Origin of the sequence: Sorangium sp. So ce693, from assembly GCF_051521375.1 — a bacterium.
Classification (GTDB): domain Bacteria; phylum Myxococcota_A; class Polyangia; order Polyangiales; family Polyangiaceae; genus Sorangium; species Sorangium atrum.
On record NZ_CP150347.1, the window covers coordinates 9472880 to 9485977 of the forward strand.

Consider the following 13098-nt stretch of genomic DNA (forward strand, 5'->3'; position numbering starts at 1 on the left):
GGACGCTCCCTGCAGGACGTAATTTGAACTACCACGGCGCGTCTCGTTGGAAAGCTCGAAACACGTCCCCGCCATTCGACGATCTCGGGGTACGTCCACGGCTCACGCGCGGTCGATGGACGTCTGTCTCTTGCCGTCGCCGGCCGAGCGCGGCCGTACGGCCAACGCCATGGGCTCACGCAGGCATGGCAAAGGCTGGTGTCCTTCGACGCGCCGCCCACGCACAGCCTTCGCGCGGAACGTCACGTCGTCCCGGTCACATCCCGGCGACATCTTGCGCGCCCCCACCGCCTCTTGGCCAGGCCTGCCGATTTTCGACTAGAATAGAGGGTCCCCTTCCGCGAGGCCTCATGCGCGGCGCGCCCACTGCTGTTGTTATCCTCCTCTCTGTTGCGATCGCCGCGTGCGAGTCGACCGCGCCCCCGTCCGAGGCGCCGCCCGATCCGGCGGCCGCCCAGCCGCTGGTCGCGGCGGTGACGGAGGTGATCACCACCGTCACCTGGCCGCCGGCCGCCTCGGTCGACCGGACCGCGCTCGCGGCGCTCCCCAAGCCGGCGGCTCACGCCGCCAGGACCTCGCGGGTCCCGGTGCTCGTGCCGTCCCGGCGCGAGCTCCTCGCGGCGCCGGTCCTCGTCGTCAGGGAGCACTGGACCTCGTTCTGGGCAAAGACGGACGCGATCACCGTCTCGCTCACAATGACCCGCCTCGCTCGCAAATATCCGAGCATTCCACCGTTCCGGGGGGCCCGCGCCGTGCGCGGGGCGCCGGCGTTCGTCACGGCGAACGAGGGTATCTGGAGCGCGGCGTGGATCGAGAACGGCGTCTCGTACGCGCTCGACGTCGAGTGCGCCTCCCCGGAGGCGCCGGCCTGCGCCTCGGACGCGCTCGTCCTCGAGCTCGCCGCGGAGCTCGTCTATGTGGGCGGCGACGAGCCCAGGGCCGCGGGAGACATGCCATGATCGCGCCGCTCCGCCCGCTCCGCCCGCCCCGCCCCCGCTCCGCCGCGCTGGCCTCGCTGATCGCGACAGCCGCGCTCGCGCTCCCGACGCGCGCCGCCGCGGCCGATCCGTTCTCGTACCGCCCGGCCGGCGAGCTCCTTCCAGGCTCGGGAGAGGGGCGCGTCGACGACATGGTGTATGCCCCCTCCATGCGCTTTCCGCTCGAGGAGGGCCCGGCGTTCGCCAACTCCCAGGTCTACGGCAAAGGCGGGAGCGCGGGCCCTGCCGGTGGACAGTGCGACGCGGACAACTACGCCTATCCGTGGCGCGACAACTACTGCGAGCTGCGCTCGTGGGATATGCCTCTCTGCCCCTCCGGCACAGGGCACCAGGGGCAGGACGTGCGGCCGGCGACGTGCGAGGCGGGGAGACACTGGGTCGTCGCGGTGGTGGATGGCACCATCACGAGCGTCGGCAGCTACTCCGTTTACCTGACCGGCGAGGACGGGACTCGCTACGACTACCTGCACATGTCCGATGTCCAGGTCTCGCCCGGCCAGGACGTGTCACGGGGAGAGCGCATCGGGCGGGTGTCCAACGTCTTCGGTGGCACGCCGACGACGATTCACCTGCACTTCAACGTGCGGCAGTCCGTGAGCGGCGTCGGCGTGGTCTACGTGCCGCCCTACACATCGCTCGTGGCCTCGTACGAGGCGCTGCTCAACAAGCCCCCCGAGGGCGCCCTGGAGACCGCCGGCTGCAGCGGTATCGCGGGGTGGGCCCGCGACCCGGACGCGGAGAGCGCGCCGGGCGACGCGCGGCTCTACTTCGACGTCCCCGCGACCGAGGCGGGCGCGGAGGGCTACAGCTTCCCCGCGGACCTGCGCCGCGATGACCTGTGCGAGCCGCTCGGCTCGTGCACGCACGGCTTCGAGGCGCCGATGCCGCTCAGCCTGCTCGGGGGCGAGCACGCGGTCCACGCCTACGGGGTCGACGCGCTGAGCGGCGAGGAGGTGGAGCTCGAGGGGAGCCCGAGGGCGCTCGAGTGCCCGCTCGATCTGCCCTCCGGCGTGAGGCGGCCGCTCGGCGGCGACGGCGCGCTGGGCGCCTGGGGGTTCTCGCGGTTCTGGGACGTCGCCAGCGCGCCGGACGCGGCGCTCCAGGCGCTGCCGGAGGGCGACGCGTTCCCCTCGTCGCCGCTGCTCGTGCGCGGCGACGACGGCGCGGCCTCCCTCTGGCTGATCGACGGCGCCGAGCGGCGGGCCGTGCCGGATGCCGAGGTGGCGGGCGCTTGGAATCTCGAGCCGGACGGGGCCGTCGTGTGGCCGGAAGCGAGGCTCGCCGCGCTGCCGCTCGGGCCTGCGCTGCGGCCGCGCCCGTTCCTTGTGCAGGGCTCCGGGCCGCTCTACGTCATCGACGCGCCGCCGCTGCCGGGCGAAGCCGGCGGCGCGGGCGCCGGTGGGGCTGGCGAGGCCGGCTCCGGGGGCGCTCCGGCCGCCGGAGACGTGGAGGAGGGCGCACACGGCACGAACGTCGGCGTTCACGGGCAGCTGCGCTGCGAGTGCGGCGCAGCCGGCGCAGGCGCCGCGGGCTCTGCCGGAGCGGGCTGGCAGATCGGGCTCTTCGCGGCGGCGCTCGGCGCGGCCCGCACGCGGCGGCGCTCGGCGCGACGCGCGAGCGCGCCGCGTGAGGGCCGGCCGGCTCAGCCTTCGTGGATCTTGATCCCGGGGATCGACCGGAGCGGGCTCGCGTCCTCGACCCGAGAGCCCTCGAGGTAGACGTTCTTCAGGCTCTTGAGCTCCCGGAGCGGCGACACGTCGCTCACCCGCGTCCGCTTCATCTGGAGCATCTCGAGCTTCTTCAGGCCAGCGAGCGGGCTCACGTCGGTCACCTCGGTCTCATCGAACTGGAGCTCGGTGAGGCTGGTGAGGCCGGCGAGCGGCGAGAGGTCGGCGACGGGCGTGCGGCCGATGTCGAGCCGGTCGAGCTTGACAAGGCCGGAGAGCGGCGAGAGGTCCTTGACCAGGGTCGCAGAGATGCGCAGCGACTCCAGCCGCAGCAGGCCCTTGATCGGGCGGAGGTCGTCGATCTTGCCCGGCGGCAGGTAGAGCCCTTTGAGGCCCGTGAGCTCGGGGAAGATGCACGGATCGAGCTCGTCGAGCCCCTGGGCCTCGGACAGGTTCATGGTCTTGATGTTCTTGAGCTCGGCGCGCTTGATCGGCCCCTCGGGCTTCTGGAGCTGCTGCCGCACCCTGGCCTCGAGCGCCGGATGAGAGAAGGTCACCGGATCGCTCTTGGTGCACACCACGTCTTGCTTCTTCGGCGGCGCGCTGGCCGCGGCCGCGGGGCTCGCGGCAGGAGGCGCGTCGGCGGGCTTCACCGCGGAAGGCACGGCCGAAGCCGCCCCCGCAACGGGCTTCTGAGGCTCGTCGCAGCCGAGGAGGAGAAGGGCGATGCCAAGGGATGCAAGGACGAGAGGGCGAATCATCGCCGCGATGATACACGAGACGACGCAGGAAAGCCGCGTCTTCTAAAGGGCCCTCGCGCGCTACAGCGGCAACAGCAAAAGCCCTTGTCGCGAGTCGAGCTGCTCGGAGAACCAGTCCCGGTGGCGCCGCTCCACCGCGAGCGAGTGCCGGAGGACGTCGCGCGCGCGCTCGGAGAGGCCTTCACGGGACGATATCATCCGCTCGTAAGCAGCGCAGCTGTCCTCCTCGTAATGCCTCATCGCCTCGAGGATCGCGCGATCTCCGACCATCCCGTTCGTCAGCGCCTTGCTCTTCAGCTTGGGTCGGACGGCGCTCTCCACCGGCGGCTCGCCGAGCTCGTGGGCCAGGGCGGCGAGCACCTCGAGGTGACGCTCGTGATCGTGAAGGAAGCTCGCGAGCCGGCTCTTGTCGCCTGGTCGGCTCATCCGCGAGAGCGCTGCTGCGAGCGCGTCCACCGTGGACCAATTGAGCTCGATCAGTTCGGTCAAGGACCCGATGAACGCGGCTTCGCCGCCGATCACGGACGCCATGGAATATCGCTCCTCTCCTCGCGGAAGCGGACCGCCCGCGTGAAGAGGGAGGTGGGCGGGTGCTTCTCCAGGCCTTCGATGCTCGCAAGCCCGGTGCCGGGGCCCGCCTGTGCAGCCGCTATCCATCGCTGCGCGTGCGTCGTCCAGGAAACCCGCGGTTCTCCACGCTTGTCGCCCGCCGCCGCGCCCGAGACGGCCCTCTCCAGGGCCTGCGCTCGAGGGGATGCGAAGACTCAACCCAGATGGAGGCCACGGCCCCGCGACGCCGGGTCGAGCGCGCGCCGGACCAGGACGGAGCCGTGACGTGCCAGGGCGCAATCGGCGCGTGCTCGCGCCGCACCAGGCGGCGATGCGCGAGCACGTCCCGGACATGATCGCGTCTCCTCCCGAAGCGCCCGAAGCGCGAAGGCGGCGTTGTCCAGGTCAGGATCAGGAGGAGGAGAGGTGGACTTCGGTCGAGAGCGCTCCGGCGGCGCGCTCGGCGGAGATGCCGCTACTTCTTGCCAAAAAGGCCGCCGAGCGAGCCTGCGAGGCTGCCGACGTCGAGGTTGGCGATGGCGGGGGCCGCCGCGCCGAGCGCGGTGTCGACGTGGGCGGCGAGCGGCGCGGGGAGCTTCTCTTTGAGGAAATTGACCACCGTCTCCACGGCCACCCGGGCCTTGTCTTCCGAGATGCCAACCTTCTCTGCGACCTGTCGTACCAGCTCGTCCATGGCCTCGACGCTCATCCTTTCTGCGCGAGCCGCGCATCCGGGGCGAGCATCCACGCGCCGATCGGTGCCGGCAAGGGAATTCGGCGCCGCGCGCAGCGCGCTGCGCGCTGCGCGCGGCGCGCTCGACGACGTGGCCCCTCGCACGCCCCTCGCACCAGCGCGGCGGCATGTGCTCTCGTGGTGAGCCGCATCGTGGTGGGCCCCGCGCGACAATCCCCCTGGTCATTTCGTAAATAGTGTTGTTGAATCACGGGACATCAGCTCGCCCGGCGCGGGCGAGGGGCGAGGGAGCGAGAACGATGTCCGGGTCCGCAAGTCACGAACCTGCGCTCCTCGTCGAGCTCACCCAGACGGACGGTTTCCTCTGCATGGCTGCGTGAAAGGAGCGAGGGGTATGTCGAGATTCCGCCTGAGCCGACGAGCCATGCTGCGAGGCGCCGGCGCCATCGCCATCGCGCTCCCGTGGCTGGAGATCATGGGAGCCGAGCGCCCGGCGCGCGCGCAGCCCGCCCCCGCCCGGCGCTTCCTCGCCGTCTACACGCCCGGCGGGACCGTGATCGACCGCTGGCGTCCGACCGGCACCGAGACGAGCTTCACCCTGGGCCCCATCCTGGCGCCGCTCGCGCCGGTGCAGGACCGGCTGTTCGTCCTCGACGGCCTCGACATGAAGAGCGCGATCGGAGAGCAGCACCAGAGCGGGATCATCGCCTGGCTCACGGGCACGGCTCAGATGGTCACCTCCACCGGCTACGCGAGGGGGCCGTCCATCGATCAGGTGATCGCCTCCCGGATCTCCGCCGGTCAGAAGGCGAAGGCGAGCCTCCAGCTCGCGGTGCGATGGGCGACGGGCAAGTCCCACGGCCTGATGGCGCCGATGAACATCGCCAATTTCGAGGACACCGCGCCGTATAGCCCCATCCCGCCGCGCCTCGATCCGGTGGAGGTCTTCACCGATCTCTTCGGAACGCTGGACCCGGGCGCCAGCAACGACGCCGCCCTCCGCCTCGCGCGGAAGCGATCGATCCTCGACTACCTCGACCGGCGCTACGACGCCCTCTCCGCGCGGCTCGGCGCGGCCGACAAGCAGAAGATCGACCAGCACCTGACGAAGATCCGCGAGATCGAGCAGAGCCTCGGCAGCACGCCGGCCACGACGAGCGCTTGCCGGGCCCCGATGATGGTCGACACGTCCGACTACGACCCGAGCGCGGGGCTCAACTCGGACGACGCCGGCGTCATCGTGGACAGCGCGACCGACGCGGCGATCCCCAAGGTGGGCAAGCTGATGACGGACATGCTGGTGATGGCGCTCGCCTGCGACATCACCGCGGTCGGCACCCTGCAGTGGAGCGACACCGAGGCGAAGTACACGTTGCCGTGGCTGAACCTGCCCGAGCACCACCATTTCTACCAGGAAATGGGCGGCTACAGGCCGGCCGAGTGCGAGCTCATTTACACCTGGTACTCGGAGCAGCACCTCTATCTCTTGCAGGAGATGGAGAAGGTCGACATGGGCGGGCACTCGCTGCTCGACGAGAGCGTCGTCTTCTTCGGCTCCGAGATCTCGGATCCGCCGACCCACAGAAAGACGGACATGCCGTTCCTGCTGGCCGGCGGCGGCGGGGGCCTGCGCACCGGGCGCTGGGTCCGGTACCCGAGCCTCCCGCACAACAACCTGCTCGTCTCGATCTTGAACCTGTTCGGCGACCCCCGGACCACGTTCGGCGCGCAGCAGTACTGCACCGGGCCGCTCACGAACCTCACGTAGGCATTTCCCTCGATGCCTGGCCAGGCGATGCGGTCCTTGAACCGCCTCTCGCCGGAGGTGCGCTATACTTCCCGCTCGAGCGCGCGCACGAGGAGCGGCGCCACCGAGTGCAGCGCGCCGGGCGCATCGGCGAGCTGCTGGCTGCCAGGGTGCGAGTCGGTCCCGAGCAGCGTCGTGAACACGGAAGCCTTCCTGATCTTCTCGAGCGAGTCGCCCGGCAAGACGAGGTGGCTCGCGACGGCGTGGACCTTGGATGCGCCGGCGGCGAGGTAGGCGCGCCCCGCCTGGACGAGCGATGAGCCGGTGCGGACCATGTCATCGTAGATGACGACCTCGCGGCCCGAGACATCGGCGTTGATGCCGGTCACGCCGACGCCGTCGCCTCTCCGCTCCTTGTACACGAACGCCGGCTCGACGCCGAGGCCGCGGGCGAGGCTCTGCACCCACTTGGCCCGACCGGCGTCCGTCGCCGCAAGCACGTACGGGCGATCGCCCATCAGCGCGCGGACCGCCTGCGTGATGAGCGGAGCGCCGTAGAGGTGGCGCGTCACGTGCGAGTCGCTGAAGTAGAACTCGATGCCATCGGTGTGCAGATCGAAGAGGAAGATGCGCGTGCCCGCGTCGCACGAGGGGATCGCCGAGATGAGCCGCGCCCGCGTCTTCGCGGTCACCACCTCGCCCGGCTTCACGGCCCGCTCCATCGTCGCGTAGCCGAAATAAGGCATCACGATGGAGAGCGACCGCGCGCCTGCGCGCGAGATGGCGCAGCCGAGATCGTAGATCTCCAGCCAGTCGAGGTCCCGGGGGGCGCCGCCGAGCAGGACCACGTCGCGCCCCCAGCAGTCGACCGCGACGCGCAGGTAGCGCTCGCCGTCGGGGAAGCTCTTGCGCTCGACGAGGCCGCGCTCGAAGTCGCCCGCGGCGAGGAAGGCAGGCTCGAGGTAGCTGTACGAGCTGATCGTGATGAGCAGGCGCCGCTGGCTCATCGCGCACCTCGGCGGGTCGTCCGGGCCGGAGCGGCGGGCCCTCGGCGCGCGCCCCGGGCAGCAGCGGCCTTCGCCGCCCTCGCGAACGGCGCAGCCTTCCCTGCCTTCGCGGACGGCGCGGCCTTTCCTGCCTTCGCGAACGGCGCAGCCTTCGCTGCCTTCGCGGACGGCGCAGCCTTCGCTGCCTTCGCGGACGGCGCGCCCACGCTGGCGAGGACGCTCTTCAGGTGGGACTCCGCCCCTGGTTCACTGGGAAAATCGACGGGATCGGGGAGATCTTTCATCTGCACGACGTCGCATCCTGCTTCACGCGCGGCCTCGTGCAAATGACGCCGGAACCTGGCGCGCGCGATGCCGCGGTGGTTGGTGCAGGCGAGCAGCCTGCCGCCCGGGGCGAGCACGCGGAAGGCGAGCGCTGCGAGCGCGCCGAAATCGCTCGCCGCGCTGAAGCGGCTCTTCTTCGTGGTCGCGAAGCTCGGCGGATCGAGCACGACAAGGTCGAAGCGCCGGTCCGACTGGGCGGCGGCCTTCAGCCACGGGAACACGTCGGCCTCGACCACGACGTGCGCCGCCGGGTCCGCGCCGATCGCGGCGAGGTTGTCGCGCGCCCAGGCGACCACGCCCCGGGACACGTCGACCGTCACGCTCTCGCGCGCGCCGCCCGCCACGGCCGCGACGGTGAACGCCCCCGTGTAGGCGAACAGGTTCAGCACCCGGGCCCCCCGGGCCAGCTCCCGCACCCGCCGCCGGTTCTCGCGCTGATCGAGGAAGATGCCGGTGGAGAGCCCGTCGCCGAGCCGCACCTTGAACGGCAGGCCGTGCTCGAGGACGGTGAACTCCTCCGGGGCGTCCTCCCCCCGGCTGGCGTGCCGCGGCGCGAACTCCTCGCGCCGCGCGTCGACGATGACGCTCGCGTGCTTCGGGCGCGCCTTGAGGTAGACGCCCTTCGCCCCGAGCCGGTGGGCCGCGTCGAGCACGAGGTCCCGCGGCGGCGCGCCCGGCTCGCCCTCGCCCGCGCCGAACAGCGACACGACGAGGTGCTCGCCGTACAGGTCGACGGAGACGGAGGGGAGGCCGTCGCCCGCGCCGTGGACGAGCCGGAGCGCCGTTGTGTCGCCGGCGCGCGCGATCCCGTACCGCCGCTCGGCGGCCTCGCGCATGGCGCGCTCGACGGCCGCGACGCCGCCTGCGTACGGGTCCGCCGGCGCGGCCGCGAGCCACGCCTCGAAGGCCGCGGGCACCTGCGAGCGGAAGCTCGCGGCCGCGCCCGTGGCCGGGTGATCGAGGCGGAGCTCGGCGGCGTGCAGGAGCAGCCGCGGGGCCTCGGGGCCGCCGTAGAGCGGATCGCCGACGATCGGGAGGCCGATCGCCGCGAGCTGCACCCGGAGCTGATGGGTGCGGCCGGTCTCGGGCTGGAGCTCGAGCAGGGCGCGGTCGCCGCGGCGCTCGAGGAGGCGGTAGCGGGTGATCGCCAGCACACCGCTCGCGGCCCGATCCTCCCGCTTCGCGGCCCGATCCTCCCGCGCCCCGCCGGTCTCGGCGAGCGCGCGCATCGCACCTCCCGGCGCCGGGACGAGGCGGTGCCGGAGGGTGCCGCGCGGCGGGCGATCGCCGAAGCCGGAGACCGCGGCGACGTACGTCTTCTGCACCGTGCGCCCCTCGAACTGGCGCGCGATGGCCGCGTTCGCCTCGCGCCGGCGCGTGAACAGGAGGACGCCCGACGTGTCGCGATCGAGCCGCTGGTGGATCCCGAGGTACGCCTCCGCGTCGCCCCGGCCGCGGAGGAAGGCGCGGAGGCGCGTCACCATGTCGTCGATCCGCTCCGCCTCCGGCGCGTGCGTCGACAGATCAGCCGGCTTGTCGACCACGATGAGATCGTCGTCCTCGGCGAGGATCCACTCCGGATGGATGTCGGGAAAGAGCTCCGAGAGCGAGAGGCGCGGGGTCATCAGTTCTGCTTGACGTCGGTGCCGGGCGGCGCCGTGAACTGGAACTCCGCCGGATCGATCGACGCGGGCTGCGACGCGTTCTCGAAGTCGAACCGGTTCCGGTTGCCCTGCGCGTCGACGATGAGGACGCGGCGCACGACGCCCGGGTCCTTCTTCGCGAGGAGCGCCTTGTCGATATAGAACATCACGAATTCGTAGTGGGGAGTCGGCGACCGCGGCTTGCCGACGAGCACGGGGCCGCCCTCGAACTGCGCCTTCTCATTGAAGGTGAACGTGAACGACGGCCGGAGCCCGTGGCCCATGAGGAACGAGAGGGCGCCCGGATACTCCGAGTTCTGCACCGGCGTGACGAACATCTGCCGGTCCTCGGCGACGTAGATCTTGAGCGACACGCCGTCGGACACGATGCGGTTCTGGTTCGGCGGATCGTAGCGAAACGCGATCCTGTCCGGCTTCTGGACCGACAGCGTGCCGCTCTGCTTCTTGACGGCCCCCGAGACCTTCTGCGTGTGCTCCTGCTTGAAGCGGGCAGAGTACGTCTTCTTGCCCACGAAGATCGCGTCGACCTCGGCCGCCACGGCGTCCGCGGATCCCGCCGCGGCGGGCGGCACCGAGGGCGGCGCCGCCGTGCCGGGCGCGGGCGCGGAGGTCGCCGCCGTCGCCTCGGCGCGCCCGCCGCCCGCGTCACGCGCTGCCGCGTCGCCGGCGAGCGGCCCCGCATCGCGCCCCGCCGTCGCGGCGCCCGCGTCCTCGCGCTTCCGGCCCGCGTCCTCCGCCGGCGCGCCCGCGTCGGCCGACGCACGGCCGTCCGTCGTCGCCGGAGCGCCCGCGCCGTCAGCCGCCGTGGGGGCGCTCGCCTGAGGCGGCGCGTCGGCCGGCTGCGGCGGCGCGTCGGCCGACTGCGGCAGGGCCGGCGCGGCGGCGGAGGGCGAGGCGTCGGGCGCCGCGCCGACGGGAGCGGGCGGCGCGTCGCAGGCCGCCACGACCAGGGCAGCGGCCGGGACGAGGGCGACGAGGCGGAGGCGGTTCATCGAAGAGCTCGCTTTCAAGGAGAGTGCGTCGCGTGTTCTAGGACAGGTAGGGCCGAGGTGGTAGCGCCGACCTCCACCGCCCCGGGCCCCGGGCCGACCGCATCGACCGCGCTCTCGCATCGTCGCGGGGGGCGGCTCGCGGCCGTCGTCGCTCGAAAAATGGGCCACGCCGAGGGCAGGGACGCCGACGCTCGCCGCAGCGCGCCGAGGGACGCCGGAGAGCCCCAGGGCGGCGGAACGAAAACGACGGGCGCGACGGCCAGCGCGGAGCGGCGGAACCCTGCCGGAACGGCGGAACGGCGGCGTGGACACGCGCTGGCGACGAGGTCGCCATGAGCCCCCGGGGCGAGACCATGTCTTGACCCCTATTTCCACGTAGCCCAAACTCTCCGGCCGCATGCGCGCCGGCACTCCCTCCCTGATCGATGCGTCGTCGCTCATCCTGATCCTGGACGTCTCGCGCAAGCTCGCGGCGCCGTGCGATCTCACCGAGCTGCTCGAGCTCATCATCAAGACGGGGCGGGAGGTGATAGGCGCCGACCGCGGGAGCGTCTTCCTCTACGACGAGGAGGCCAAGGAGCTTTACTCCCGTGTCGCCACGGGCGAGGCCCAGATCCGCGTCAGCATCGACAAGGGCATCGCCGGGGAGTGCGCGCGCAAGCGCCAGACCATCCTCGTCGACGACTGCTATTCCGACCCGCGGTTCAATCAGGAGATCGACCGCCGGACGGGGTATCACACGAAATCCCTCATCACGGTGCCGCTCATCGGGCTCGACGACAAGCTCGTCGGCGTGCTCCAGATGCTGAATTCGAAGGCGGACCACTTCGGCCCCGACGAGCGCGACGTCGCCGAGCTGCTCGCGGCGCAGGCGGCCGTCGCCGTGCAGCGCACGCTCCTGCTCGAGGAGCGCATGATCAAGCTGAAGCTCGAGCACGACCTCACCATCGCGCGCGACATCCAGCAGAACATCCTCCTGCGGCGGCTGCCGCGCTGCCCCGGATACTCGCTGTCGGCGTTCAGCAAGCCGGCGGACGACACCGGCGGCGACATCTACGATGTCATCCGGCTCGAGGAGCGCGCGGACATGTCGCCGATTCTCCTGCTGCTCGCCGACGCGGCCGGCCACGGCATCGGCCCCGCCCTCAGCGTGACCCAGTTCCGCGCGATGCTCCGCATCGGCCTGCGCCTCTCGGCCGACATGGACGCGCTCATGCACCACGTGAACCAGCAGCTCCTCGAGGACCTGCCGAACGACCGCTTCATCACGGCGTTCCTCGGGATCCTCGACCCGACGACGCACCAGCTCCGCTTCCACGCGGCCGGGCAGGGCCCGCTGCTCCACTACCGGGCGGCCGAGGGCCAGGTCGTGTGGCGCGATCCATCGACCGTCCCGCTCGGCATGTTCAAGGATCTCGACCTGCCCCCGACGCCGCCCCTCGTGATGGCGCCGGGCGATCTCCTCGTGCTGCTGACCGACGGCTTCTACGAGTACCAGGACGCCGCCGGGCAGGTGTTCGGCAAGGAGCGCGTCGGCGACCTCATCCATCGCCTGCACGCGCGCCCCACGTCCGACATTCTCGGCGCGCTCCTCGCCGAGGTGCGCCGCTTCGCCGGCTCGGCCAAGCAGATCGACGACCTCACCGCCCTGCTCGTCAAGCGGGACGCCTAGAGCTCGGCTCGGGTCTGGCCGCGTCGTCCGCGCCGACCGCATCTTCTACGGGCGCGCGAGCGGCGTCGGCAACAACGTGCTCTACGTCGGCGCCAAGACCGGGCGCGACGGCATCCACGGCGCGACCACGGCCTCCGACGAGTTCTCCGAGGGCGGCCCGAGCCAGCGCCCCACGGTGCAGGTCGGCGATCCCTTCATGGAGAAGCTCCTGCTCGAGGCGTGCCTCGAGATCTTCGCGGAGGACCTGCTCGTCGGCATCCAGGACATGGACGCCGCGGGGCTCACCTCGTCGTCGGTCGAGATGGCGGGCCGGAGCGGCAGCGGCCTCGACCTCAACCTCGACCTCGTGCCGCGGCGCGCGGCCCGGCTCACGCCGTACGAGATGCTGCTGAGCGAGTCGCAGGAGCGCATGCTGCTCGTCGCGAAGCCCGGGTGCGAGGCGCGCGTCATCGAGATCTGCACGAAGTGGGAGCTCGACGCGGCGATCATCGGCAAGGTGACCGACACCGGCCGCCCCCCGCGCTCGATCTCGACCGCGAGGCGCAGCTCCAGGGGCTCTGCCTCGCGCTCGCGCGCTCGCGGCCGCAGCTCCTCCGGAACGCGCACGACGTCTCGGAGGGCGGGCTGGCGATCGCCCTCGGCGAGTGCTGCGCCGCCGCCGACGATCCCGCGGCGCTGGTGGGCGCGCGGGTGCGGCTGCCGGACGCGCCGGACGGCGTCGCGCGCGAGCCGCTCGCCGAGGCGCTGTTCGGCGAGGCGCCGAGCCGGATCATCGTGAGCGTCCGGCCCGAGGACGCGGCCGAGGTCGCGCGGCAGGCCAAGGCGGCGGGCGTGCCCTGCACCGAGCTCGGCACGACCGGCGGCGACCGGCTCACCATTGACGCGGGCGGCGGCGAAGGGATCGACGTCGAGGTCCGCGCCCTGCGCGAGGCGCGTGATCGGTGCCTCGAGCCGATCGTAGGGCGATAGCTCACCGGAAGCGCCAGCGGGCGTTCGTCTCCGCGGTTCCGCGGTTCCGCGGTT

Annotated in this window: 11 protein-coding genes and 1 pseudogene; 6 read left to right on the forward strand and 6 right to left on the reverse strand. The window is 71.9% G+C overall.

What is annotated here, in order from left to right; translation table 11 throughout:
• Positions 1-350 precede the first annotated feature (350 nt).
• On the forward strand, positions 351-959 hold the full coding sequence (locus tag WMF14_RS35390; RefSeq protein WP_437793364.1) for a hypothetical protein: 609 nt from the start codon (positions 351-353) through the stop codon (positions 957-959).
• The gene (locus tag WMF14_RS35395; protein ID WP_437793366.1) at positions 956-2716 is read left to right on the forward strand and encodes a M23 family metallopeptidase; all 1761 of its coding nucleotides are present in this window, start codon (positions 956-958) and stop codon (positions 2714-2716) included. The genes WMF14_RS35390 and WMF14_RS35395 overlap by 4 nt, the downstream gene beginning before the upstream one ends.
• Here the strand turns inward: WMF14_RS35395 and WMF14_RS35400 are convergent.
• The 3 genes from WMF14_RS35400 to WMF14_RS35410 form a co-directional block, all read right to left on the reverse strand.
• Positions 2641-3426 (reverse strand): leucine-rich repeat domain-containing protein, encoded by a 786-nt coding sequence (locus tag WMF14_RS35400; RefSeq protein WP_437793368.1) that lies wholly within the window; start codon positions 3424-3426, stop codon positions 2641-2643. The genes WMF14_RS35395 and WMF14_RS35400 overlap by 76 nt on opposite strands.
• Positions 3427-3486: 60 nt before the next feature.
• A complete protein-coding gene (locus WMF14_RS35405) occupies positions 3487-3957 on the reverse strand; it encodes a ferritin-like domain-containing protein (RefSeq protein WP_272095484.1) in 471 nt (156 codons plus the stop codon).
• A gap of 493 nt (positions 3958-4450) precedes the next feature.
• Positions 4451-4669: a hypothetical protein gene (locus WMF14_RS35410; RefSeq protein ID WP_272095485.1), complete on the reverse strand. Its 219-nt coding sequence runs from the start codon at positions 4667-4669 to the stop codon at positions 4451-4453.
• Positions 4670-5093: 424 nt separating this feature from the next.
• Between WMF14_RS35410 and WMF14_RS35415 the strand changes: the two genes are divergently transcribed.
• Entirely contained in the window at positions 5094-6437 is a 1344-nt protein-coding gene (locus tag WMF14_RS35415; protein ID WP_437804352.1) for a DUF1552 domain-containing protein, read from the forward strand.
• Between the two features lie 62 nt (positions 6438-6499).
• Here WMF14_RS35415 and prs read toward each other — a convergent pair whose 3' ends face one another.
• From prs to WMF14_RS35430, 3 genes are read right to left on the reverse strand one after another with little or no spacing between them, the layout of a single operon-like run.
• Positions 6500-7423: a ribose-phosphate diphosphokinase gene (gene prs / locus WMF14_RS35420; protein ID WP_437793370.1), complete on the reverse strand. Its 924-nt coding sequence runs from the start codon at positions 7421-7423 to the stop codon at positions 6500-6502.
• Positions 7420-9372, reverse strand: a complete 1953-nt coding sequence (locus WMF14_RS35425) for a class I SAM-dependent methyltransferase (protein WP_437793371.1) — start codon at positions 9370-9372, stop codon at positions 7420-7422. Before WMF14_RS35425 ends, prs begins: the two co-directional genes overlap by 4 nt.
• Positions 9372-10403 carry a LolA family protein gene (locus tag WMF14_RS35430; RefSeq protein WP_437793372.1) on the reverse strand — a complete coding sequence of 344 codons (1032 nt, stop codon included), beginning with the start codon at positions 10401-10403 and terminating at the stop codon, positions 9372-9374. Before WMF14_RS35430 ends, WMF14_RS35425 begins: the two co-directional genes overlap by 1 nt.
• A gap of 397 nt (positions 10404-10800) precedes the next feature.
• Here WMF14_RS35430 and WMF14_RS35435 point away from each other — a divergent pair, with 397 nt between their 5' ends.
• The 3 genes and pseudogenes from WMF14_RS35435 (at position 10801) to WMF14_RS35445 (ending at position 13044) form a co-directional block, all read left to right on the forward strand.
• Positions 10801-12075, forward strand: coding sequence for a SpoIIE family protein phosphatase (locus WMF14_RS35435; RefSeq protein WP_272095490.1), 1275 nt, complete (start codon positions 10801-10803; stop codon positions 12073-12075).
• Between the two features lie 22 nt (positions 12076-12097).
• Positions 12098-12589 (forward strand): annotated as a pseudogene (locus WMF14_RS35440) (AIR synthase-related protein); the annotation flags it as partial.
• Complete coding sequence (locus WMF14_RS35445) at positions 12541-13044, forward strand: AIR synthase-related protein (protein ID WP_437793374.1); 504 nt, start codon at positions 12541-12543, stop codon at positions 13042-13044. The pseudogene WMF14_RS35440 and the gene WMF14_RS35445, both read left to right, overlap by 49 nt.
• Positions 13045-13098: the final 54 nt, after the last annotated feature.

Excerpts from the sequence above, each read along its gene's own strand:
- WMF14_RS35390 (WP_437793364.1), top strand. The coding sequence starts at position 351 with ATGCGCGGCGCGCCCACTGCTGTTGTTATCCTCCTCTCTGTTGCGATC.
- WMF14_RS35395 (WP_437793366.1), top strand. The coding sequence starts at position 956 with ATGATCGCGCCGCTCCGCCCGCTCCGCCCGCCCCGCCCCCGCTCCGCC.
- WMF14_RS35400 (WP_437793368.1), bottom strand. The coding sequence starts at position 3,426 with ATGATTCGCCCTCTCGTCCTTGCATCCCTTGGCATCGCCCTTCTCCTC.
- WMF14_RS35405 (WP_272095484.1), bottom strand. The coding sequence starts at position 3,957 with ATGGCGTCCGTGATCGGCGGCGAAGCCGCGTTCATCGGGTCCTTGACC.
- WMF14_RS35410 (WP_272095485.1), bottom strand. The coding sequence starts at position 4,669 with ATGGACGAGCTGGTACGACAGGTCGCAGAGAAGGTTGGCATCTCGGAA.
- WMF14_RS35415 (WP_437804352.1), top strand. The coding sequence starts at position 5,094 with ATGCTGCGAGGCGCCGGCGCCATCGCCATCGCGCTCCCGTGGCTGGAG.
- prs (WP_437793370.1), bottom strand. The coding sequence starts at position 7,423 with ATGAGCCAGCGGCGCCTGCTCATCACGATCAGCTCGTACAGCTACCTC.
- WMF14_RS35425 (WP_437793371.1), bottom strand. The coding sequence starts at position 9,372 with ATGACCCCGCGCCTCTCGCTCTCGGAGCTCTTTCCCGACATCCATCCG.
- WMF14_RS35430 (WP_437793372.1), bottom strand. The coding sequence starts at position 10,403 with ATGAACCGCCTCCGCCTCGTCGCCCTCGTCCCGGCCGCTGCCCTGGTC.
- WMF14_RS35435 (WP_272095490.1), top strand. The coding sequence starts at position 10,801 with ATGCGCGCCGGCACTCCCTCCCTGATCGATGCGTCGTCGCTCATCCTG.